Annotated in this window: 21 protein-coding genes; 11 read left to right on the top strand and 10 right to left on the bottom strand. The window is 41.5% G+C overall.

Features of this window, described 5'->3' with window-relative positions:
- Positions 1-90: 90 nt before the first annotated feature.
- The gene (locus GKC25_RS12835; RefSeq protein WP_187704014.1) at positions 91-1,443 is read left to right on the top strand and encodes an amidohydrolase family protein; all 1,353 of its coding nucleotides are present in this window, start codon (positions 91-93) and stop codon (positions 1,441-1,443) included.
- Between the two features lie 40 nt (positions 1,444-1,483).
- On the opposite strand, the gene GKC25_RS12830 is transcribed toward GKC25_RS12835, so the two are convergent.
- From GKC25_RS12830 to GKC25_RS12785, 10 genes are all read right to left on the bottom strand, one after another.
- Entirely contained in the window at positions 1,484-3,421 is a 1,938-nt protein-coding gene (locus tag GKC25_RS12830; protein WP_309416349.1) for an ABC transporter permease, read from the bottom strand.
- Positions 3,411-4,172, bottom strand: coding sequence for an ABC transporter ATP-binding protein (locus tag GKC25_RS12825; protein ID WP_012010889.1), 762 nt, complete (start codon positions 4,170-4,172; stop codon positions 3,411-3,413). The genes GKC25_RS12830 and GKC25_RS12825 overlap by 11 nt, the downstream gene beginning before the upstream one ends.
- A 106-nt stretch (positions 4,173-4,278) precedes the next feature.
- On the bottom strand, positions 4,279-5,283 hold the full coding sequence (locus tag GKC25_RS12820; RefSeq protein ID WP_034661897.1) for a sensor histidine kinase: 1,005 nt from the start codon (positions 5,281-5,283) through the stop codon (positions 4,279-4,281).
- A complete protein-coding gene (locus tag GKC25_RS12815; RefSeq protein ID WP_034662059.1) occupies positions 5,283-5,972 on the bottom strand; it encodes a response regulator transcription factor in 690 nt (229 codons plus the stop codon). Before GKC25_RS12815 ends, GKC25_RS12820 begins: the two co-directional genes overlap by 1 nt.
- A gap of 110 nt (positions 5,973-6,082) precedes the next feature.
- A complete protein-coding gene (locus GKC25_RS12810) occupies positions 6,083-7,003 on the bottom strand; it encodes an iron-hydroxamate ABC transporter substrate-binding protein (RefSeq protein WP_034661895.1) in 921 nt (306 codons plus the stop codon).
- Positions 7,004-7,201: 198 nt separating this feature from the next.
- A complete protein-coding gene (locus tag GKC25_RS12805) occupies positions 7,202-7,801 on the bottom strand; it encodes a response regulator transcription factor (protein ID WP_034661892.1) in 600 nt (199 codons plus the stop codon).
- Entirely contained in the window at positions 7,798-8,934 is a 1,137-nt protein-coding gene (locus GKC25_RS12800; RefSeq protein WP_106042652.1) for a sensor histidine kinase, read from the bottom strand. The genes GKC25_RS12805 and GKC25_RS12800 overlap by 4 nt, the downstream gene beginning before the upstream one ends.
- Positions 8,935-9,050: 116 nt before the next feature.
- A complete protein-coding gene (locus GKC25_RS12795; protein WP_095285570.1) occupies positions 9,051-10,100 on the bottom strand; it encodes a fatty acid desaturase in 1,050 nt (349 codons plus the stop codon).
- A gap of 189 nt (positions 10,101-10,289) precedes the next feature.
- Positions 10,290-11,732 (bottom strand): DEAD/DEAH box helicase, encoded by a 1,443-nt coding sequence (locus GKC25_RS12790; RefSeq protein WP_342689825.1) that lies wholly within the window; start codon positions 11,730-11,732, stop codon positions 10,290-10,292.
- Between the two features lie 99 nt (positions 11,733-11,831).
- A complete protein-coding gene (locus tag GKC25_RS12785; RefSeq protein WP_003216672.1) occupies positions 11,832-12,635 on the bottom strand; it encodes an NAD kinase in 804 nt (267 codons plus the stop codon).
- A gap of 445 nt (positions 12,636-13,080) precedes the next feature.
- On the opposite strand from GKC25_RS12785, the gene sppA reads away from it, so the two are divergent.
- From sppA to argH, 10 genes are all read left to right on the top strand, one after another.
- Positions 13,081-14,082: a signal peptide peptidase SppA gene (gene sppA, locus GKC25_RS12780; protein ID WP_060596993.1), complete on the top strand. Its 1,002-nt coding sequence runs from the start codon at positions 13,081-13,083 to the stop codon at positions 14,080-14,082.
- 14 nt (positions 14,083-14,096) lie between these two features.
- Entirely contained in the window at positions 14,097-14,618 is a 522-nt protein-coding gene (locus tag GKC25_RS12775; RefSeq protein ID WP_095285568.1) for an RDD family protein, read from the top strand.
- A gap of 115 nt (positions 14,619-14,733) precedes the next feature.
- Positions 14,734-15,423: a DUF2953 domain-containing protein gene (locus tag GKC25_RS12770; protein WP_223249898.1), complete on the top strand. Its 690-nt coding sequence runs from the start codon at positions 14,734-14,736 to the stop codon at positions 15,421-15,423.
- A gap of 14 nt (positions 15,424-15,437) precedes the next feature.
- On the top strand, positions 15,438-15,890 hold the full coding sequence (gene ytfJ, locus GKC25_RS12765; protein WP_003216488.1) for a GerW family sporulation protein: 453 nt from the start codon (positions 15,438-15,440) through the stop codon (positions 15,888-15,890).
- A 112-nt stretch (positions 15,891-16,002) separates the two neighbouring features.
- Positions 16,003-16,503 carry a thiol peroxidase gene (gene tpx, locus GKC25_RS12760; protein ID WP_187704011.1) on the top strand — a complete coding sequence of 167 codons (501 nt, stop codon included), beginning with the start codon at positions 16,003-16,005 and terminating at the stop codon, positions 16,501-16,503.
- Between the two features lie 88 nt (positions 16,504-16,591).
- Positions 16,592-17,566: a class I SAM-dependent methyltransferase gene (locus GKC25_RS12755; RefSeq protein ID WP_034661875.1), complete on the top strand. Its 975-nt coding sequence runs from the start codon at positions 16,592-16,594 to the stop codon at positions 17,564-17,566.
- A 229-nt stretch (positions 17,567-17,795) separates the two neighbouring features.
- The gene (locus GKC25_RS12750) at positions 17,796-18,980 is read left to right on the top strand and encodes an acetate kinase (RefSeq protein ID WP_034661872.1); all 1,185 of its coding nucleotides are present in this window, start codon (positions 17,796-17,798) and stop codon (positions 18,978-18,980) included.
- A gap of 106 nt (positions 18,981-19,086) precedes the next feature.
- Positions 19,087-19,602, top strand: a complete 516-nt coding sequence (locus GKC25_RS12745) for a MogA/MoaB family molybdenum cofactor biosynthesis protein (RefSeq protein WP_034661870.1) — start codon at positions 19,087-19,089, stop codon at positions 19,600-19,602.
- A gap of 174 nt (positions 19,603-19,776) precedes the next feature.
- Positions 19,777-20,988 carry an argininosuccinate synthase gene (locus tag GKC25_RS12740; protein ID WP_034661867.1) on the top strand — a complete coding sequence of 404 codons (1,212 nt, stop codon included), beginning with the start codon at positions 19,777-19,779 and terminating at the stop codon, positions 20,986-20,988.
- The gene (gene argH, locus GKC25_RS12735; RefSeq protein ID WP_187704010.1) at positions 20,985-22,358 is read left to right on the top strand and encodes an argininosuccinate lyase; all 1,374 of its coding nucleotides are present in this window, start codon (positions 20,985-20,987) and stop codon (positions 22,356-22,358) included. The genes GKC25_RS12740 and argH overlap by 4 nt, the downstream gene beginning before the upstream one ends.
- The last annotated feature ends 70 nt before the right edge of the window (positions 22,359-22,428 follow it).

Below are 22,428 nucleotides of genomic sequence, written 5' to 3'. Positions count from 1 at the left end.
TCACTTTTCTTCTAATTCGATCCTTTTATGTTTTAAAATGACAGTGAGGGTGGGGGAACTCTTCCTCGTCATTTGAAAAGGGGGATATGGATGAAGAAAACATTGTTTAAAGATGCAGCGATTTTAACACTTGATCCAACTTTAGGTTTTTTAGAAAAGGGAGATTTATTAATTGAAGGGACACACATTTTAGAGGTCGGACCTTTAATTGAAGCAAATGATGCTGACATTGTCGATGCGTCCGATATGGTGATCATGCCAGGGCTTGTGGATACACATCGTCATGTGTGGCAGTCTGTCATCAGAGGCATAGGCACAGATTGGTCTTTGCAGACATATTTGAGCAAAATCTATTATGGTAACTATGGTGCGATGAGACGCCCATCCGATGATCGAATCGCAAATTATTTAGGAGCATTAGAGGCATTAGATGCAGGAGTGACCACATTTTTAGACTGGACGATGATCAATTCAATGGATCATACAGAAGAGCTCATCGGAGGATTAAAAGATGCAGGCATTCGAGCTGTTTTTGCTTTTGGCTCTTCTGGAGATGCTGAGTATTGGGATAGGGAGAGCACGCTCACCAATATGGAGGACGCAGCACGCGTGAAAAAAGCGCATTTTCAATCATCAGATCAGCTCTTGACGATGGGGCTTGCGATTCGTGGACCAGAGTTTTCCTCATGGGAGACTTCAGTATTTGAAATTGAAACAGCCCGGTCTCTAGATGCTTTATGCAGTATGCACATTGGCTTTGGGAATTGGGGAGCGGAGGATCGTTCGATTGAGCGGCTTCACAAAGCAGGGTTACTCGGACCTGACCTCAACATGGTGCATATCAATGCAATCGATGCGGATCAAATGAAGATGCTGGCAGACAGCGGAAGCTCCATATCTATTACACCTGAAATTGAGATGATGATGGGTCACGGTTATCCTGTAACAGGACTTGCGATTGAACAAGGTGTTCTTCCAACGCTCGGTGTAGATGTGGTAACAGCGACAGGCGGAGATTTGTTTGCTCAAATGAAATTCGGACTTCAGGCAGAGCGCGCGCTTCAAAATCAATCATTGCTGATGGAGGGAATCATGCCAGGACCTGAACTTGGGATTTCTGCTCATCAAATGCTTGAAGCTGCAACGATCAATGGGGCTCGTGCATTACAGCTTGATCATAAAATTGGCTCACTCACACCTGGAAAAGAAGCTGATTTCATCCTGATCGACCGGACAAGCATGAATCTTCTGCCGATGACAGATCCGGCTGGAGCGGTTGTCCAAACGGCACATCCTTCAAATGTTGATTCTGTCTATGTGGCTGGAAAAGCAGTGAAACGAAGCGGAAAGCTTGTTGGTGTGAACCTAGAAGAGGTCAAACGCAAAGCTTATGCGGCAAGAGATCATATTCTATCGCACAAGTTTGAATCAACTCCATCATAAACAAACATATCCCCATAGGCAGCGGCCTATGGGGAATTCATTACAAGGATTCTTTAATGACCTTTTTGTAATACTGGACAGATAGGAATCCGAAGACAGAATATAAAACCGTATAAATCGACATGACGATGAGCATTGGTGTCCACAGTTCACCGCCGAATAAAAACCAGCCAGACTGAACTGCAAAGTAGCTGTGCAGCAATCCGATGATGAGCGGAATCCCAAAGTTAAATAGCTGTTTGAGTCGAATGCCTTTTAATAGATCTTTCTCTGTAAAGCCAAGCTTACGTAAGATCGTGTACGAGCTTTGTTCTTCTTCACTTTCATTCATCTGTTTGAAGTATAAAATACAGCCTGATGTCACAAGGAAGCTTAGACCTAAAAATCCAACCACAAACATCATCAGTCCCATTGTTTGCTTTTGCTGCTGAGCTGAAGCTAATTGAGACATGCTGTCGTCACCTAGTTTTAAAGATGTAAACACATCATTGGCTTGTTCAAGGTTTTTATCATCTTTTATATTGACCGCGTTATATTGATTATTCTCAAGCTGCAGTTTAGGATCTTTCTGCTGGTCAAGCTTCTCAAAGACATTTTGACTGACGACGGCAACAGGCAGACCGCCAAAAGTGAATTTGTAAGAGATGATGTAATCTTTCTTCATATCAATGACTTTTAAATCAAGCGGCTTCTTGATGAGAAGTTTCACATCACCTGAGCTTTGAATCGGCATGAATTTCTTCAATAAATCACTGTAGCCGCTTAAGATGACTTCGTTGTTTTCTACATGAATATTAGGTGCATTTTTCTCACTGATCACAGGCAGTGTCAAGACTCTTGGATTCTTATTCAAACTTTCTAATTCCGAATTCATGATCTTATGTGCATCAAAATCCGCTTGAATGACCTTGAACTGCTTTTTTTCATACGCAATATGTTTGTCAGAAAGTGCACGAGTGAAGGTATTGGCTTCTTTCTCTGAGCCCATGACAAAATGTGATGGAATCTGTTGTTCAGCCGTTTTTTCTGCTGAGTAATAGGAAATGTAGCTTAAAGATAACAACCCGATGGCAAGTGCAGATACGGTTGTAATAATCGTTAAAAGCAGTGCATTTGATTTTAATCGAAACATAATAGATGACAAAGACAGGACTTCATGAATGGCGAGATAGCCATTTTTTCTTTTACGTACAATATTGGCAATGAAAGAAACAGAGCCTTTATAAAAGAGAAAGGTACCGATAATGACAGAGGCTAGAATATAAATCATGGCTGAAAATAACTCAAGCATGGACGTATATGAGCCGCTAAAAAGCTGAGAAGAAATATAATAGCCTGAGCTGATCAAGACAATACCGAAAACCCCAATGATGATTTCAAACACAGAGATCTTTTTCACACGCTGCTCTGTAGAAGACGTGGTTCTAAACAAAGATAAAATTGTCTGTTTACTAATAAACCGTCTATTTCTTAGCATAATTAATCCATAGATGATGAAAAAGACAATGAGCGTTTGCAGAAGGGCCATGCCTGAAAAATGCAGATGGGCGATGGCATTAACGCCTGTTACTTTAAATAGCACCATCAGCATGAGCTTTGAACCGATAAATCCAGCTATGATACCAACAGCCATTGAGAACACATATAGGATGAAATTTTCTGCATTGAGCAGTTTGGCAATTTTTTGTTTCGTCATGCCAATGAGCTGCAGGAGACCTATTTCTTTCCCTCGGCGTTTAATAAAAATGCTGTTCGCATATAACAGGAAGATCCCAACAATGGCAATGAGCAGTACCGAAGCGGCTTTAATCGACGCACCGCCTTTAATGGACCCTTTTACATCATCAAGTGCTGGTGAGTACTGCAAGGTGACAAAAGAAAAGTAGAGCGCCACACTAAACACGAGAGCAAACACATATAAATAGTAATTCTTCAAATTTTTCTTCAGGTTACGGAAGACGAGCTGATTAATGTTCATGCTTCACACCGCCTAAGACACCTTGCGTTTTCATAATATCCTCGAAAAACATCTTTCTCTCTAAAGCACCTTTATTCAACTGAGTATAGATCTGTCCGTCCTTGATAAAAATGACACGTCTTGAATAGCTGGCTGCGACAGGATCATGTGTCACCATGACTATGGTCGCTTTTCGTTTGCGATTGAAATCTTGCAGCTTATTGAGTAGATCAGATGCAGATTTGGAATCAAGCGCTCCGGTAGGTTCATCCGCGAAAATAAGACTCGGCTCATGAATGAAGGCGCGAACCGCTGATGTCCGCTGCTTTTGCCCACCAGAGAGTTCATTCGGATATTTGTCTCTTAGTTCATAGATGCCCATGTCCTCCGCGAGCTGTTGAAAACGTTCAAAAGCTTCTTTTTTCGGCGTTTTGGAGATGGATAATGGCAAGAGGATGTTCTCTTTGACCGTGAGTGTATCAAGTAAGTTATAATCCTGAAAAACAAAGCCAAGCTGCTTTTTTCTGAATTCTGCGAGCTGCTGATCCTTCATCTGTGTCATCTCAGCATCTGCGATACGAATCGATCCGCTGGATACATGATCGATAGAGGACAATACGTTTAGAAGGGTTGTTTTCCCCGAGCCTGATGGCCCCATAATGCTGACAAATTCTCCGGCTTCAATGGTCAAATCAATGCCGCTCAGCACCTCTTGTTTGTTGAATTTATTTCCGTAGCTTTTATATATTTTGCGAGCTTCTAAAATGTTCATTTGTCGATCCCCTTTTTCTATTTAATTGATACCTCTAGTATAAAAAGAAGCCCGCCGGATTTCCTTCGATTTGGCGAACAAAACAGACGAGCATGTGACATTGTTGTCACATGCTCGCAATATGCACAAAATCATTCTTTTTCGGAAAAATAAAGGTGAAGGTTGTGCCTTGATCTATCGTGGAGTTGACCTCGATCTTGATATGAAGAGCGTCTGCTCCTTTTTTCGTTAAATAAAGCCCCATTCCTGTTGAGGCGGTGTCATTGTGATGTCTTGTTGAGGTAAAACCCTTTTCAAAAATACGCGGCAGGTCTCTTGGGTCTATCCCTCTGCCTTGATCTGAGATCGTCAGCATCACTTGGTCATTCATTCGCTTGCTTTCAATGGCAATATCGGACGAATGACTGTACTTAACTGCATTTGTGAGCACCTGTCTGATCATAAAGGATAACCATTTTGTATCACTTAATACGTGACGTTCTTCTAGCGTGAGTTCAAAGCCGATTCCTTTTTGCATGCACCATGATTGGAGCGCTTTGATTTCCTTCGCTAAGATGCTTTGCAGGTCAAGCTGTTCAATAAATAAATCATTTTCGATATGACGTATTCTGCTTTGGTGCAGCTGGGCATCGAGTAATAAATGAATTCTGAGCCATTCATACGTCATATTCGATTTCAGCGGCTGCTCTGTTAAGCGGTCAATCATTAAGTGCATCGCTGTGAGAGGTGTTTTCATTTCATGTATCCATGAGAGCAATTCATCCTTCTCTTCTTCAAGGGCGATTTGCTGTTCTGCTGCCATTTGCCGATAGCGGGCAATTTGCTCTGACGTCGCATCATGTACAAGCTGTTCAAATGGGGAAGATGGAGTGAGCCGCATTTGATGATCAATATGATCATCCCATTCTTTCAGCCGCTCATAATACGCCGTTTCTTTACGATATCGGAAAAAGAGAAAGACGATCATGAAAAACGTAGATAATAACACAATATAAAAAAGAGACGCCATTGGAATGGTCGTATCCAAATAAGCAACAAACAGAATGAGGAGCTGCAAACTAAGAAAGAACAGGATCCAGCTTCTTCGTTCTTTTAAAAATGCTTGCAGCATCAGTGATCATCCTTTTCCTTTGCAAGATAGCCTTGACCCACTTTTGTCTCAATGTAGGTGCCAAGGGAGATCTCATCTAGTTTTTTTCTTAGGCGATTGACGTTTACGGTCAGTGTGTTGTCACTGACAAACCGTTCATCCTCCCACAATGCTTGAATGAGTGATTCACGGCTGACAATATGATTTTTATGCTGAATCAATTCCTTAAGAATAAATAGTTCATTTTTCGTTAATTCCACTTCACCATGGTCATTTGTGACGGTGTTTTTTTCTAGGTCAATGGCAGCCCCGCACCATACCTTTAAGCTGGCAGGTTCTGCATTATAATCATGCACCCTGCGAAGAACAGCACTGACTTTGGCAATGAGCACGTCAAAGTGAAAGGGCTTTTGTACAAAATCATCGGCACCGAGCTGCATCGACATGACCATATCAGCAGGGTGGTCACGAGAGGAGAGGAAGATAATAGGTACATTTGAATGATGCCGAATCATCCGGCACCAATGAAAGCCATCGTATTTTGGGAGCTGTATATCAATAATGACGAGATCAGGCTGAACAGAAGTGAATTCCTGCATGACCTGTTGAAAATCGTGAATCCCATAAACATCATAGGACCAGTTAACTAGACGTTCTTTGATTTCTTGGAAGAGGGTTGTATCGTCCTCAATCAGTAAAATTTTAAACAAAACCAGCACCACACTTTTTGTATTCGCTTGTATGTAATTGTAGCGGAAAAAAAGCGCTGCCGCTAGAAGCAGACAAGAAAAAAGCAAGGGAAGGGTTCCCTTGCTTCAGTTTATTTACCTAAAAAGTGCTTTTTAAAGAATGATAGTTGATAGTCGAGCGTGAGCGGATCATTAAAATAGAATTCTTCTGCATTTGCCTCATACACACGATGTTTTTTCACAGCAGGGATGGACTTGTAGATTTCACTGTTTTGATAGGAATTGTCCATTTCGCTGTTTTTACTTATGATCATATAGTCTCCAGCAAATTCAGGAATCACTTCTTGTGAAACCGCATAGTAGCCAGCTTTTAATGCTTTTTCTTTCACTTTTTCAGGCATTTTTAGTTTCATTTCTTGGTAGAGGATTTCTGTGCCGCGGCCCCATGCATCTCCAAACACGTAAAGATCTTTTGTGCCGCTTTCAAACACAGAAACCGTCGCATCCTCACCGATTTTCGCTTTGATTTCTTTCCCAGCTTCAGCTGCGCGTTCTTTAAAATCTTTTACCCATGCTTTGGCTTCTTTTTCTTTGTTTAATACTTTTCCAATTTCAATATGCTGCTGAAGGTAATCGACTTTGTTATACGTAAACAAGACTGTTGGCGCGATTTTTTTTAGTTTTTCTACATTTTTTGTATTGCTTAAGCCAATGATGACATCGGGCTTTAGCTTCATGATTTTTTCGACATTGGCATCCGACACTTCTTCCACATCTTTCAATTCCTTTTGGAAGCGAGGGTTCTTTTTTGACCAAGAGTCGACGCCGACTAGGTTCACACCTAGTGACATGACATTACCCGTGTAAGAACCGAGTACAACGACACGTTTTGGATGCGCTGGCAGTTTCACAGGGCCATTTTCAGATTGATATGTAATCTTGTCTGATGATGTTGATTGATTTCCTTTATTTGAGGAAGAGCTGCTGCTATTGCCACATGCGCTCAACGCAAGTACAAAGATGAGCATCAGAGGGAACAATATTTTCTTCATGAATGTAGACTCCTTTGAAATCGGCACATAAGCCGGGTATTTGATTGTACGAGTGATAATGATAATTATTATCACTTGGATATCATATCATAGGAGTGCGGTCTGTTGTCAATTGCATTTTGATAGTTGGTGATAAAAAATAGAGGGGGATTTTTGGTAGAAAAAAAGATCAAGGCACATGTGTCCTGATCTTTTTTCTTATTTAAACCAGCCTTTTTCTTTTGAGCGTGTAATGGCTTCAATGCGGTTTTTCACTTCTAGCTTATCTAAAATAATGGAAATGTAGTTCCGGACAGTGCCGCTTTTAATGCTGAGTTCCTTAGCAATTTCTTTTGTGTTTTTGCCGTCTGCGACGAGTTCTAGGACCGATTTCTCTCGTTCTGTTAAAGGATTTTCGTCACTATATAAGTCTTCCATTAATTCAGGGGCGTACACCTTTTTCCCTTTCATCACGCTCCGAATGGCACTTGCCAGATCTTCGCTTGGGCTGTCTTTAAGCATATAGCCGCTGACGCCAGCTTTGAGCGCTCTTTGGAAATAACCAGAGCGGGCAAAGGTCGTTAAAATGATGATTTTCACATCTGTCCCTTTGAGCTCTTCTGCTGCATCAAGTCCGGATTTCCCTGGCATTTCAATATCCATTAAGCAAATATCAACAGGGTGCTTTTGGGCAAAATCGATGGCATCCTGGCCATTCGTTCCTTTCCCAACTACCTTCATATCGTCTTCTAAATCAAGAAGTGAACCGAGCGCACCAAGCAGCATTTGCTGATCCTCTGCGATAAAGATGTTGATCATTTCATTCCCTCCTTTTCTTTTGCTGCTGAATCATTTGGAATGCTCATGATCAGCTTCGTCCCATCTTTTGTCTCAAGGTGAAGGCGTCCATTTGCAAATTCCAATCGTTCTCTAATCCCTAAAAGGCCATGTCCCTTCGTTTGAGAGGAGGGATGATCTCCTTTAAATGTCCCATCATCCTCGACGGTGATGATGGCTTCCTTTGATTTTTGATGAATGGTGATTTTACAGATGGTCGCATTACTATGTTTGACGACATTTGTCACTGCCTCTTTGATGCACATGCTCACAATGTTTTCGTTAAGAAGAGAGATGTGTTTTGGCGCTTCCTTTTCATCATAGATCAATTCAATTCCGGCTGCTTCGAGAATTTGCTGTATGTTCGACAGTTCATCTTTGATTCGTATGCCCTTCATGGAGGAAACAATCTTCCGCACTTCATTCAGAGACGTTCTGGCTGTCTGCTGGACGCTTTTGAGCTCGGCACGAGCCTGTTCAGGATCTTTATAGATGAGTTTGCGGGCAAGATCACTTTTTAAACCGATAAGAGAAAGCTTTTGTCCAAGGGTGTCATGCAGATCACGTGCAATGCGCTGCCTTTCTTCAAGCTTCACAAGATCGGCGATCCGTTCATTGGCATTTTCTAATTTCTCTTCAAGCCGTTCACGTTCTTTCCTGCTTCGAATGCTGAGAGGGAGGAGAATGGCACTAATGAGTGTGATCACAACAAAAGGAATTTGTGTGAGAAACCATCCCTTTTTTAAAATCAAGCTAAAGTTCACCGCAATAGCAGCGCTCCCTAGATGAATATAGTATAAGATATAAAAGGGTACTTTTCTTTTAATATGCCCATTGAAATAGGCGATGCAAAAAGCGAAATAAATGTAGCTGTAGAGCATCACATAGCCAGTAGAAATCGCAATCAATAGAAGACCGAATACATATAAAGCCCAGCCTTTTGAGACAAAGGCAAAACGATAGACGGCAAAAAAGACGACGTTTAAAATGATACCGATCACAATGCTTAAAGTCGATGGGGTCTTAAAGATAAAATAGAAGGGCAGGATGAAAAAAATGGCCCATATATAGGGAGAAATCCCATGCAATTTTTGAATTTTAAACTGTTTTTTCATCCGTGTGCCACCTTTTCCGTTTTCGTTCTTTTTCCTTACTTTATCAAATTCAACACGTTATCGCATCCTGCAAATACCAACAAGCTCCTTCTATTGTAAGAAAGAGCTTGCGTCGTTTACGCATTCTTCTTGAGAATGTCTCCTTTGATGACAGGTGTGCTTCTAGTCTGACGTGCTTCTTTAAAGGTAACAAATGCTTTGGTTTCTTCATCCCAAAGTCTAAATTTCATTGACTCGATACTTGTTTTTAAAGTGATGGTTGGAACATTTTGAAGCGGCTCACTATGCTCATGTGCATGCTCCAAATGATAATTCGGTACCCTCGGGCTTAAATGATGGACATGGTGATAACCGATATTGCCTGTTAACCACTGAAGGAGTTTTGGCAATTTGTAAAAAGAACTGCCTTCTACTGCTGCCTGCACATAATTCCAATGTTCATCTGCTTCAAAGTAAGAATCCTCAAACGTATGCTGCACATAAAACAGCCATACACCGATTGATCCAGAAATCAGGAAGATTGGACCTTGGACAAGTAACAAACCTTGCCAGCCAAAAAGGAGATAGGTCGCTCCTGCCAATAAAACAATTGATATGTTTGTGAAATACGTATTCCAGCGCTCTTTTTTACGAGCATTTTTGACGTTGAAACGGTTTTTAAACAGGAAAACAAAGATCGGTCCCAAAATAAACATCACAAAAGGATTACGATAAAATCTGTAGCGAAATTTCGTCCATACTGATGCTTCTTGATATTCTTTGACTGTCAGGAGCCAAATGTCACCAGTACCTCGTTTGTCTAAATTACTGCTTGTGGCATGGTGAATCGAATGATCTCTTTGCCATTGAAGATAAGGGAAAAGGGTGAGTACACCTGTTAAGAAACCGAACAAGTGATTCAGCTGCTTCTGTTTGAAAAAGGATTGGTGGCAGCAGTCGTGAAAAATAATAAAGACACGTACTAAAAAACCAGCTGCAATAACCGCAAAGAAGAGGGTTAAAAGGTAGGAGATGTTCAGGCTATAATAGGCAAGAAACCAAAGCCCCAAAAATGGAATAAATGTATTAAAGAGCTGCATGATACTTTTTTTAGAATTAGCACCAGAGAATTGGCCAACTTGTTTTCTTAAAGTGGCTTGCTGCTGTGTGTTTGTTGAAGTCGTCATGAACGTTCAAGTCCTTTCCGTTTCTTTCTACTTCAAAGTATAGAAGGAAAGGTGTCATGCTCATAGTAGCACCCATCATGTATTCGATATGACATTTGTCATGTTGGACGCCGGAAAGGCTGACGGTATCAGGGTTTGTAAGCTTATTTTATTTTAAATAAAAAAGTAAAGGCGCTTAGCCTTCACTTTTTATGAACGTGCTTCATGAACTTTTAACTGCTTGCCTTTAATGGTTGTATGGCGCATGGCATTCAGCACAAGAGGGCCTTTGCCGTTTAAAATATCGACATATGTTTTCGTGTCTTGAATGGTAATAATCCCAATGTCATCGAAGGCAACGCCTTCTATTTTGGCAATGGTCCCAACGAAATCAACAGCCCGCAGTTTCTTTTTCTTCCCGCCGTTAAAATAAAGCTTCATAATATCCTTCTCAACGCCTGCCTGTTTATTTTCCTTTTGAATCGGTGTTTCAATCTTTTCTTCAAAGCTTTCTACATGCTGCTCTGCGTCTTCCTTTGTTGGATAAGGCTGCGTCTGGAAATCAATACCTGCTTCCCGCTTTAATTCATCAATCAGAGGCTTTGCGTTTTTGGTCATAAACGCAATGGTTTTCCCGCTTTTCCCCGCTCTGCCAGTTCTTCCTGTTCGGTGAATATAGCGCTCTTTTTCATAGGGCAGATCGTAATGAATCACATGTGTCATATCACTGACATCAATGCCCCGGGCTGCTATATCGGTTGCGATCAAATAACGGAACTCACCGTTTTTGAATTCATCCATGACAGCGAAGCGGTCTTCCTGTCTCATGCCTCCATGAATTTTGTCACAAGGCACATCCCATTCGTCCAGCTTCATTGTGAGTTCATTCACTCGGTCCTGTGTATTACAGAAAATAATGCAGCTATCTGGATTTTCAATGACGATCGTACGCTGAAGAAGGGAGAATTTTGCTTCTTCTTCCGTTTCAATCACGGTGTGGGTGATTTGTTGTACAGACGTTTCCGCACGTGCGATTTCAATCACTTTTGGTGATTGTAAAAACTGATCGCTCAATTTCTTCATCTCATCAGACATGGTCGCTGAAAACAGCATTGACATGCGCTTTGGCGGCAGATACTGAATAATAGAAGAGACTTGATCAATAAATCCCATGTTCAGCATTTCATCCGCTTCATCTAACACGAAAAATTTGAGGTTTTCTAATGAAAGAGTACCTTTCTCAAGGTGATCCAAGACTCGTCCTGGTGTTCCGCACACAATATGGTTTTTTTGTGCAAGCTCTACTTTTTGGACTTGAAAAGGGGCTTTTCCATAAATGGCTGCGGCTTTGATTCGTTTCAATCGTCCAAGGCTTGTGAGATCCTGTTTGACCTGCATGGCGAGTTCTCGTGTTGGAACGAGGATGAGGGCTTGAGGTTTATTTTCAGCCCAATCGACCATTTCACAAATCGGCAAACCATAGGCTGCGGTCTTCCCGCTGTCAGTTTGAGATTTGACGATCAGATCCTGCTTTGAAAAAGCAACGGATAATGTCTCGTGCTGAACAGGTGTAGGTGTATGGAAGTGAAGTGCTTTTAGCGCTTGTTTTAATTCATTGCTTAATGGATATTGATCAAATTGTTGTAATGTCATCGTGTTCTCCTTTTCGTACATTCATACTTGTGACATCATACCATAACCATGACCGTGAATGAAAAGACATGAAAAAAAGCCCCATAAAGGAGCTTTTGATTAAAGGAATCTGCGTTTTACTTTTTCCCAGTAGGAGTTGTCTTTTAATTTCACTGTTTTAATGACTTTTCCTGAAAGGCCGATGTCAATTTGTTTGACGTGTTTCGTGCCAAGCGCTTCGTTATCAAGCCCGATAATTGGATGGTCGTTTCCGTCCTGCACAACCTTCAGCGTTAGCTTGCGGTCACTGCTTAAGATGAAAGGAGCACCCAGTGTACGGTACGAGTTGTTGTTTAGCGATGCAAGCTCTGTGACTTGCATACAAGGGAGCATCGGATCAACCACGGCGCCGTTTACCGATTTATTGTAGGCTGTTGAGCCGGTCGGAGTAGAAATAATCATTCCGTCTCCTCTAAATGTTTCAAAGTGGAAATCATCTATATACACATCGATCACAAATGTTTTAATAATGCTTGAGCGGATCGACAGTTCATTTAAGCAATGGAACTGATTGGTACTGTCAACGCTTACATCGATGATCGGATATTTTCTCACTTCAATCTGTTCAGTGTTCATGGCATCAATCATTTTATCAAAATGCTCTAATGAAAAATCGCAGTATAGATGCGAATTCTCTGTTTTTGATACCCCTACATACAAGCAGTCATCCCGGAAATTCGTTTTGCGGACTGCTTGAAGAAATGTGCCATCCCCGCCAATTGAAGCAATAATATGGGCATCCTCTGCACGCTTGACGACTTGAAAGCCTTGATCGGTAGCGAGCTTCTCCAGAGAAGAAATGTGTCCATCCAATTCATGATCTTTTTTGTAAAAGAAAAATACATTGCGACGATTGTCTGTCATTGACGTTCTCCCCTTTGTTGTCAAAAATAGTTTTCCAATAATAAAGGGCTTACATGTGAACCCTTGCTCACATTTTACACTTTTTTCATATGAAAGTAAAAACATTAGAAAAACCTGCATGATGATGGCATTCGTTTTTAGAAATGAGCCAATGTAAGGGATTCGAAAAGGGCAGGATTTGAGCATAATTGAATAGCTTCTTTCTCATGAAAGAGTGGTTTAGGTGTTTCGTTGTGGTGTAGAACTAGCCTATTAGGTGCAGAGGGAGGATAAAAAAGCCAATTTTTCGTCATGCGCATCTCAAAGGAGACGATGTAAAGTTGATCGTGAATGAAGAGAGGTGCTATCATATGATGAAATGAAATGTAAAAAAACCACAATTCCTGTGAAACATTTCATATGAATATTCGTATCAATGAAGAGAGACAAAAAGGAGGAGAAAAAGATGAATGCGAAAAGATGGGTAGCGTTAATCATTGCACTAGGTGTTTTCGGATTTTCAATTGTGATAAGTGTCACGATGGCCTTGTTCGAAAACTTCAATGACAATAAAATGAGCTATCAATTTGGGGATGAAATAGAAGAAAAGGTACTAGAGGATGGAAGCGGTGCTGGAAAAATTGCGGTTCTTGAGATTAATGGAACCATTCAAGATAATGGCGGCGCATCAAGTCTGTTAGGCGGAGAAGGTTATGATCATCGTGCATTCCTCAAGGAACTAGAAAAAGCGAAAGATGATGCTTCAGTAAAAGGTGTACTGCTGCGCGTCAACTCTCCTGGCGGCGGTGTCTATGAAAGTGCGGAAATACATAAAAAATTAGAAGAAGTGAAAAAAGCGAAGAAGCCGATTTACGTCTCCATGGGCTCAATGGCAGCTTCTGGCGGTTACTACGTATCAACTCCAGCCAAGAAAATCTTTGCTTCACCTGAAACATTAACAGGATCGTTAGGTGTGATCATGCAAAGCTTGAACTATTCAAAGCTGGCAGATAATTTAGGTATTAAATACGAAACAATTAAGAGCGGAAAATTTAAAGACATCATGTCACCAAATCGTGATATGACAAAAGATGAGCGCGACATCATGCAAAGCATGGTTGATAACTCGTATGAAGGGTTTGTCAAAGTCATCTCTGAAGGACGCGGCATGTCAAAACAGGACGTCAAGAAAATTGCTGACGGCCGGGTCTATGACGGAACGCAGGCGAAATCGAACGGATTAGTCGATGAGCTAGGATATTATGAAGATGCAATCAAAGCAATGAAGAAAAATGAAAAAGGGTTAAAAGGAGCGACAGTGATCAGCTATTCTCAAAGCTTTGGCTGGAACTCTCTCTTCAATATGAGCGCAAGCAAACTCTTTAAAAGTGAAATTGATTTTCTCAATCTAAAAGAAACACTGGCTGGCTCAAACGGGTCTAAACCGATGTATCTCTATTCAAAATAAAGGAGGGATCATAGATGGATTCTACATTCGATGAAGTAACCGAAAGCCGCAGCCAAGAAGAATCGAATCCGGCTCTTGCGAAACGTGCAGTGATTGAAGCACAGGCGTTTGCAGGCTTTTGGATTAGGTTTTGGGCGTTTATTCTTGATTGGCTCGTCGTCTGGGGTGTCAACCATTTGACGGTTTCTCCAATCTTTAGTCTGTTTGGCTGGTCCAAAGGAGGAGGATGGTTTTCTCCATTCTCCGTCACAACGACGATTGTATTTCTGCTTTATTTCGCCATCATGACGAAAATCTTTCAACAAACGCTTGGGAAAATGGTGTTTGGGATAAAAGTGGTCTCACTTCAGCCTGAGAAGAAACTGGCATGGGATGTCATTTTCTTTAGAGAGATTGTGGGACGCTATATTAATACGCTTTTTGTTCTCTATGCTATTGTTGGGTTCACACCGAAAAAGCAAGGGGTTCATGATTACTTTGCCGATACGGTGGTCGTCCATGAACACCTATATGAAAAAACAGAAGCAAACGTATAATCAGAGGAGTTTGGCCGGGTACCGGTCAAACTCTTTTTTCATGATTGGGTATAAAATCCAGATTGAGAGCCATAATCGTAGAGAAGCATCATTTGTTATGGAGGAAGTGAGCACAGTGCTTTACGTTTGGATCGCAGCTTTTTTGTTCCTTGGGATCTTATTGATCTTCATGAAAGTGACCATTTCACTGGATTATTCACATGCAAATGACAATGACCACCTTGCACTGAAGATCATCACCTTATATGGAATCATCAGACTCAAAAAAGACATTCCGATGGTGAGGGTCAATCCAGAAGATCAAACGATTGATATACGTGAAAAGAAGATGGCGAGCGCCAAAACCCCTAGTCACGAAAAAGAATCCATACATCAAAAAGTGGGAAAACGTGATATGAAGCAAATCCTTCATCAAATGGAGCGCATCACAAAAGAGATCGTCGATTTAAACCGGATCATGCGTAAATTCTTCATTCACATCAGAATTGTATCGTTTCACTGGTCAACATGGATCGGCTTTCATGACGCCGCTTTAACAGGTGTAGCAGCCGGCGGTGTGTGGTCAGTCAAAGGAGCACTGCTTGCCTTTATGCAGGAGCATCTCACCTTTAAGCATAAACCGGTATATGAAGTCATTCCTGCCTTTCAGCATAATGTGTCACAAACCCAGTTTACATGTATAGCTTATTTTCGTATTGGACATGCTATGCTTGCAGCCATTCGATTACTTGTCCATTGGTTAAAAGGAAGAAAGGCGAGAAAAAATGCCTCTCTTCAAGCAACGAAGAATGAATCATCTGTTTAAGGAGGAACCCGAAAATGGCAGATCATCCAATCCAAGGTCTTATGAAGACAGCGATGGAAAACTTAAAAGAAATGATAGACGTGAATACGATCATCGGCGATCCAGTCGAAACCCCTGACGGCAGTGTCATTCTTACTGTGTCGAAGGTTGGTTTTGGATTTGCAGCCGGCGGCAGTGAATTTAACGGGAACCAAAAGAAAGAAAAACGTTCTGATGATCAAGAACGAAAAGAACCGAGACTCCCATTTGGCGGAGGAAGCGGCGGAGGTGTGTCTATTACACCAATCGCCTTCTTAATTGTCGGAACAAACGGCGTTCGAATGCTTCATTTGGATGAACATACACATCTGCTTGATAAAATATTGGATTCTGCTCCTCAAGCAATTGAACGTCTTCAGCACATGTTTAAGAAGGATGAACGGGAGAACCGTCATAAAGAACGAAAACTAGATGACATAGACCTTTAAAAAGTTAGCTGCGCTGCAGTTAACTTTTTTTTCAAAAGTGACGATTAGGCTTTGCAGTTTTTTGCTTTCTCTACTATGATAGAACCATACATTTGATAAGGGAGGAATTGTTTTGGCATCGATCACATTTAAAGGGAGTTCTGTCACGCTTGTAGGAAATGAAGTGAAAGTAGGCGAGCAGGCTCCAGATTTCACGGTATTAACGAACTCACTAGGGGAAGTTTCACTTTCAGATTTAACAGGAAAAGTGACGATCATCTCAGTGATTCCTTCTATTGATACAGGTGTGTGTGACGCACAAACAAGACGTTTCAATGAAGAGGCAGCCGGTTTAGGTCCGGTCAATATCTATACAATTAGTGCAGACCTTCCATTTGCACAAGCACGCTGGTGCGGAGCAAACGGAATTGAAAATGTCGAAACATTATCTGATCATAGAGATATGTCATTTGGTGAAGCATTCGGAGTATATATGAAAGAATTGCGTTTATTGGCGCGCGCAGTCTTCGTATTAGACCCGAGCGGAAAAGTGATTTACACTGAATACGTAAGTGAAGCAACGAATCACCCAAATTATGAAAAAGCCATTGAAGCTGCAAAATCACTGTTATAAAAGCAGCATCGACAAGAGCTCCGGCTTCATCCTGGGGCTCTTTTCAATGAGGAGATATAGCTTTTAACAAAGCGAGGAGAGAAAAGCATTGCAGAAAGATCAAGTAAGTACGATTTTCGAGCTGCTCGATACAGCTTCTATTCGATTAAAAAAGGACCAAAGCATTTCCTATATTGAAGCATTGGCTGAAGCAGGAGAAGCCTTTTTCCAAGCAAATGATCGAGACGGTTTACTAAAGGATTTAATAGAGAAAGCAGATTTTGCTTCTTATGATCATGAGCAGATTCGTAAAGCGTTTCAGCTCGCCGTATTGAAAGGACAAAAGGATATTTCCCATCCAAATCGTCAGATGACCCCAGATACGATCGGGCTGTTTGTCAGCTATTTGGTGAATAAATTTTTAGAAGGACAAAAAGAGCTTGTTGTCTTTGATCCAGCAGCGGGAACAGGGAACTTACTGCTTGCTGTCTTAAACAATCTCACTGCAGAAACAAAGCGCGGCTTTGCGTCTGAAATTGATGATGTACTCATTAAAATTGCATGGGCACAGGCAAACTTGGAAGAGAAGGAAGTCGAGCTTTTCCATCAAGACAGCCTTGAGCCGCTTTTGATCTCACCAGTAGATGTCACTGTATGCAGTCTGCCAGTCGGTTATTACCCAAATGATGAGCGTGCAGCAGACTATGATTTGAAGGCAAAAGAAGGACATGCCTTTGCCCATTATTTATTCATTGAACAAAGCCTTCGTTATACGAAAGAAGGCGGCTTCTTATTCTTCATCATTCCAAACGATTTGTTTGAAGGAAAAGAAAGCGTGCAATTAAAGGATTTTATCAAAGATCATGCATATATGAATGCGTTAATTCAGCTCCCGGTCTCCATGTTCAAGGACAAAAAGCACGCCAAAAGCTTGTTTGTGATGCAAAAGAAAAAGGAAGGCTTGGAAGCACCAAAACGGATGCTCTTTGCCAATCTGCCGTCTTTTTCACAGAAGGAAGCCATGGTGGGTGTGATGAGAAAATTAGATCAATGGTTTATTGAAGAAAAAGAAACGAAAGAATAGCCAGAGTGATGTCTGGCTATTTTATTATTCAGAAAATAACGACTTATCGATGTAAGCGGTAACAGTTTGAAGGTGCACTTGAAATGCAAAGTTTTCAATGTTTAAATGAAAAAGTCAGATATTTTTCGGACTTATCGTTAAACTATAAAAGACCCGTCAAACAGGTTGAATATAGCACCGGAAAAAACGTGAAACCTTATATAACAACTGAGTAAAAGGAGCGACAGGAATGTCTAAAATTATTGCAATCAACGCAGGAAGCTCATCTCTTAAATTCCAATTGTTCGACATGCCAGAAGAAACCGTTTTAACAAAAGGCCTTGTTGAAAGAATCGGAATGGACAACAGTATCTTCACGATTTCTGTAGATGGAGAAAAGAAAACAGAAATCACAGATATTCCAGATCATGCAGTAGCGGTCAAAATGCTGCTTGAAAAACTAATTGAATTTAACATCATCAAAGACTTTAATGAAATTGATGGCGTAGGACACCGCGTTGTTCACGGCGGAGAGAAATTCAGCGACTCTGTTCTTTTAACTGATGAAGTCATCAATGACATTGATCAGCTTTCAGAGCTAGCACCACTGCACAACCCTGCAAACGTTGTAGGAATCAAAGCATTCAAACAAATTCTGCCTGACGTACCAGCGATTGCTGTGTTCGATACAGCCTTCCACCAAACAATGCCAGAGCAGTCTTACCTATACAGCCTTCCGTACGACTACTACAAAAACTTTGGTATTCGTAAATACGGATTCCACGGGACAAGCCATAAGTTCGTAACAGAGCGTGCAGCAGAGCTATTAGGCCGTCCTCTTGAAGAGCTTCGTTTGATCTCTTGCCACCTTGGAAATGGTGCAAGTATCGCAGCAGTTGAAGGCGGAAAATCAATCGATACTTCAATGGGCTTCACACCGCTTGCAGGTGTTGCAATGGGTACACGTTCAGGTAACATTGACCCTGCCCTTATTCCATTTATTATGGAGAAAACAGGACATACAGCTGAAGAAGTACTTTCTACTTTGAATAAGAAGAGTGGTCTTTTAGGTGTGTCTGGTCTATCAAGTGACCTTCGTGATATCGAAGAAGCAACAGAAGAAGGAAACGACCGTGCAGAAGTAGCTCTTGATATTTTTGCAAGCCGTATTCATAAATACATCGGTTCTTATGCAGCGAGAATGAATGGTGTAGATGCGATCATCTTCACAGCTGGAATCGGTGAAAACAGTTCAGAAGTAAGAGCACGTGTACTTCGTGGTCTAGAATTCATGGGCGTTTACTGGGATCCTTCTCTTAACAACATGAGAGGCGAAGAAGCATTCATCAGCTACCCGCACTCTCCTGTAAAAGTGATCGTCATCCCAACGAACGAAGAAGTAATGATTGCAAGAGACGTTATGCGCTTAGCGTAATCAAAAATGAAGAAGCTCTTTTCCAATAAGGAAAAGAGCTTTTTTCTGTTAAAAGCAGCATGCTATAATGTTGTCCAATACGAAGCAAAAGGGAGCGGTGTGAAAAATGAGCGTGACAGAACATAAACGTGAGGCGAAAGAGAGGCTTTATGTAAAAGTCATTACAGTCAGTGATACAAGAACGAAAGAAACAGATAAAAGCGGCCGCCTGATGATTGATTTGCTTAGAGAACAGGGACATCTCATTCTTGCATACGATATTGTAAAAGATGACATTGGAGCGATCCAAGACGCTGTGCTAGAGGGAACAAGCGAACCGAAAATAGATGCCGTCTTATTAAACGGGGGGACAGGGATTGCCGCAAGGGATGTCACCATTGAAGCGATCACCCCACTTTTCTCCAAGGAGCTGCCTGGCTTTGGCGAAATCTTCCGCATGCTGAGCTATACAGAAGACATCGGTTCAGCCGCTATCTTGTCCCGGGCAACGGCAGGGGTCGTCAACCAGAAAGCCGTCTTTGCCACACCAGGCTCTACTGGAGCTGTTCGTTTAGCCATGACAAAACTCATGATTCCAGAGCTTCCTCACGTCTTACGAGAGCTTGAAAAGGATCAAAAATAGCCCAAAATGACTCGGCCAAGAAAATTTGGCGGAGTTTTTTTCATAAAGGGGTTGAAAAAACAATTTTTCCTTGTTACAGTGTATACATACTAAATGCATGTTTATAAATAAAAACTTATTTTTATGCAAAAAAACATTCACAGAATCAAAACAAGCGAGAGGAGCTTTTCAATCATGTCACAAAATAAAAAAGTCGTATTAGCATATTCCGGAGGTCTTGATACCTCTGTTGCAGTTAAATGGTTACAAGAGCAAGGGTACGAAGTCGTTGCTTGCTGCCTGGATGTAGGTGAAGGAAAAGACTTAGCATTCGTTCAACAAAAAGCACTTCAAGTCGGAGCGGTTCAATCTTACATGATTGACGCAAAAGAAGAATTCGCAGAGGAATTTGCACTGACTGCCTTACAAGCACACACCATGTATGAGGGAAAATATCCGCTTGTATCTGCACTATCTCGTCCACTTATTGCAAAAAAATTGGTAGAAGTCGCAGAGAAAGAAAATGCAGTAGCGGTTGCTCACGGATGTACTGGAAAAGGAAACGACCAAGTCCGTTTTGAAGTATCCATTAAAGCGTTGAATCCAGACCTAGAAGTTCTTGCACCAGTGCGTGAGTGGAAATGGTCCCGTGATGAAGAAATCGATTATGCACAAAAGCACGGTATTCCAATTCCGATTAACTTAGACAGCCCATATTCAATCGACCAAAACCTTTGGGGCAGAAGTAACGAGTGCGGCATTTTAGAAGATCCTTGGGCTGCACCGCCAGAAGGAGCATATGATCTAACGACTCCACTTGAAAAAACACCTGACACACCTAAGACCATCGAAATCACGTTTGAAAAAGGAAAACCAACAGCCATTGACGGTATCCAGTATTCATTATCTGATCTCATCCTTCATTTAAATGAAGTCGCTGGTCAGCATGGCGTTGGCAGAATTGATCACGTTGAAAACCGTCTTGTGGGCATCAAATCTCGTGAAGTGTATGAGTGCCCAGGTGCTGTCACACTTCTAAAAGCACATAAAGAGCTTGAAGATTTAACACTAGTGAAAGAAGTCGCTCACTTTAAGCCAATCGTTGAACAAAAAATGGCTGAATTAATATACAACGGCTTATGGTTCTCACCGCTTAAAGAAGCACTAGATGCATTCTTACAAGAAACACAACAGAACGTAACAGGTGTTGTACGTGTGAAACTATTTAAAGGCCATGCCATTGTAGAAGGACGTAAATCACCATATTCACTTTATGATGAAAATCTAGCGACATACACAAAAGCAGATGAATTCGATCATGATGCTGCGGTAGGATTTATTAATCTTTGGGGCTTACCAACAAAAGTAAACAGCATCGTGAATAAAAAGGAGCAGGTTAAAGCATGAAAAAGCTTTGGGGAGGCCGATTTCAAAAAACACCAGAAAAATGGGTCGATGAGTTTGGCGCGTCCATTCATTTCGACAAACAATTAGTCAAAGAAGATCTGACCGGCTCCCTTGCTCATGCAAGTATGCTGAATACATGCGGTATCCTGGGCGATGACGAGTCCGCTGCCATCAAAGATGGACTGAATACGCTCATGAAAAAGGCAGAGGCAGATGAATTGGAATTCTCAGTGGATTATGAGGACATCCATTTAAACCTTGAAAAAATGCTCATTGATGAGATTGGTCCGCTTGGCGGCAAATTGCACACAGCGAGAAGCCGGAATGATCAGGTCGCAACCGATATGCATTTATATTTGAATAATCAAGTAGAGCATATCATTGAACTGATCTCTTCTTTTCAAAAGGTGCTTGTAGAGAAAGCAGAACAGCACATTGAAACGATTTTTCCAGGATATACGCACTTGCAGCGTGCACAGCCTATTTCCTTTGCTCATCATATGCTCGCCTATTTCTGGATGCTTGAACGTGACAAAGCGCGTTTTCAAGATTCGTTGAAGCGAATTAACGTGTCTCCACTTGGATGCGGAGCGCTAGCAGGAACGACATTTCCGATTGATCGTGAATATACAGCGGAGCTGCTTGGCTTTGATCATATTTACGAAAACAGCCTTGATGGCGTGAGTGATCGGGATTTCATTTTAGAGTTTTTGTCTAATAGCAGCCTTGTGATGATGCACCTCTCACGTCTTTGTGAGGAAATCATTTTATGGTGCTCTCAAGAATTCAAATTCATTGAGCTTGATGACACATATGCAACAGGCAGCAGCATGATGCCGCAAAAGAAAAACCCGGATATGGCAGAATTGATCCGCGGGAAAACAGGCCGTGTGTATGGCAATCTGATGGGACTTCTCACCATTATGAAAGGTTTGCCGCTTACGTATAACAAAGACCTGCAAGAAGATAAAGAAGGCATGTTTGATACAGTAAAAACCATTGCTGGCAGCCTGCAAATCTTCACAGGCATGATTCAAACCATGACGGTGAACGAGGATGTCATGAAAAAGGCAACAAAAGAAGATTTCTCAAATGCGACCGAAGTGGCAGACTACCTAGCGAAAAAAGGCATGCCATTCCGTGAAGCACACGAAATCGTTGGCAAGCTTGTGTATACGTGCATTCAAAAAGGCATCTACTTAAGTGATCTTCCGTTTGAAACATTTACAGAAGCAAGCGATCTCTTTGAACAAGACATTTACACCGTTCTTGATCCGTATGTTGCTGTTGAAAAAAGAACAAGTGCAGGTGGAACTGGATTTAAACAAATTCAGCTCGCTTTAGAAAAAGCAAAAGCCTGCCTAGCGTAACAAGTCAAAAAACCATTCGTATGATGCGGATGGTTTTTTTGCTGTCAGAAAGGAGAATCCTCTTCCTTGG

It is taken from the genome of Bacillus pumilus, assembly GCF_038738535.1.
Classification (GTDB): domain Bacteria; phylum Bacillota; class Bacilli; order Bacillales; family Bacillaceae; genus Bacillus.
The sequence above is the reverse complement of the archived record's forward strand: the minus strand, read 5'-3'. Positions and strand labels throughout refer to the sequence as shown.

What these genes read in the sequence shown, in the direction of transcription:
- GKC25_RS12795 (WP_095285570.1), bottom strand. Translation starts at nt 10,100, where the DNA reads ATGACGACTTCAACAAACACACAGCAGCAAGCCACTTTAAGAAAACAA.
- GKC25_RS12830 (WP_309416349.1), bottom strand. Translation starts at nt 3,421, where the DNA reads ATGAACATTAATCAGCTCGTCTTCCGTAACCTGAAGAAAAATTTGAAG.
- GKC25_RS12805 (WP_034661892.1), bottom strand. Translation starts at nt 7,801, where the DNA reads ATGATCAACATCTTTATCGCAGAGGATCAGCAAATGCTGCTTGGTGCG.
- argH (WP_187704010.1), top strand. Translation starts at nt 20,985, where the DNA reads ATGAAAAAGCTTTGGGGAGGCCGATTTCAAAAAACACCAGAAAAATGG.
- GKC25_RS12750 (WP_034661872.1), top strand. Translation starts at nt 17,796, where the DNA reads ATGTCTAAAATTATTGCAATCAACGCAGGAAGCTCATCTCTTAAATTC.
- GKC25_RS12745 (WP_034661870.1), top strand. Translation starts at nt 19,087, where the DNA reads ATGAGCGTGACAGAACATAAACGTGAGGCGAAAGAGAGGCTTTATGTA.
- GKC25_RS12790 (WP_342689825.1), bottom strand. Translation starts at nt 11,732, where the DNA reads ATGACATTACAACAATTTGATCAATATCCATTAAGCAATGAATTAAAA.
- GKC25_RS12740 (WP_034661867.1), top strand. Translation starts at nt 19,777, where the DNA reads ATGTCACAAAATAAAAAAGTCGTATTAGCATATTCCGGAGGTCTTGAT.
- GKC25_RS12800 (WP_106042652.1), bottom strand. Translation starts at nt 8,934, where the DNA reads ATGAAAAAACAGTTTAAAATTCAAAAATTGCATGGGATTTCTCCCTAT.
- GKC25_RS12835 (WP_187704014.1), top strand. Translation starts at nt 91, where the DNA reads ATGAAGAAAACATTGTTTAAAGATGCAGCGATTTTAACACTTGATCCA.
- GKC25_RS12810 (WP_034661895.1), bottom strand. Translation starts at nt 7,003, where the DNA reads ATGAAGAAAATATTGTTCCCTCTGATGCTCATCTTTGTACTTGCGTTG.
- ytfJ (WP_003216488.1), top strand. Translation starts at nt 15,438, where the DNA reads ATGGCAGATCATCCAATCCAAGGTCTTATGAAGACAGCGATGGAAAAC.
- GKC25_RS12785 (WP_003216672.1), bottom strand. Translation starts at nt 12,635, where the DNA reads ATGACAGACAATCGTCGCAATGTATTTTTCTTTTACAAAAAAGATCAT.
- GKC25_RS12825 (WP_012010889.1), bottom strand. Translation starts at nt 4,172, where the DNA reads ATGAACATTTTAGAAGCTCGCAAAATATATAAAAGCTACGGAAATAAA.
- GKC25_RS12775 (WP_095285568.1), top strand. Translation starts at nt 14,097, where the DNA reads ATGGATTCTACATTCGATGAAGTAACCGAAAGCCGCAGCCAAGAAGAA.
- GKC25_RS12820 (WP_034661897.1), bottom strand. Translation starts at nt 5,283, where the DNA reads ATGCTGCAAGCATTTTTAAAAGAACGAAGAAGCTGGATCCTGTTCTTT.
- sppA (WP_060596993.1), top strand. Translation starts at nt 13,081, where the DNA reads ATGAATGCGAAAAGATGGGTAGCGTTAATCATTGCACTAGGTGTTTTC.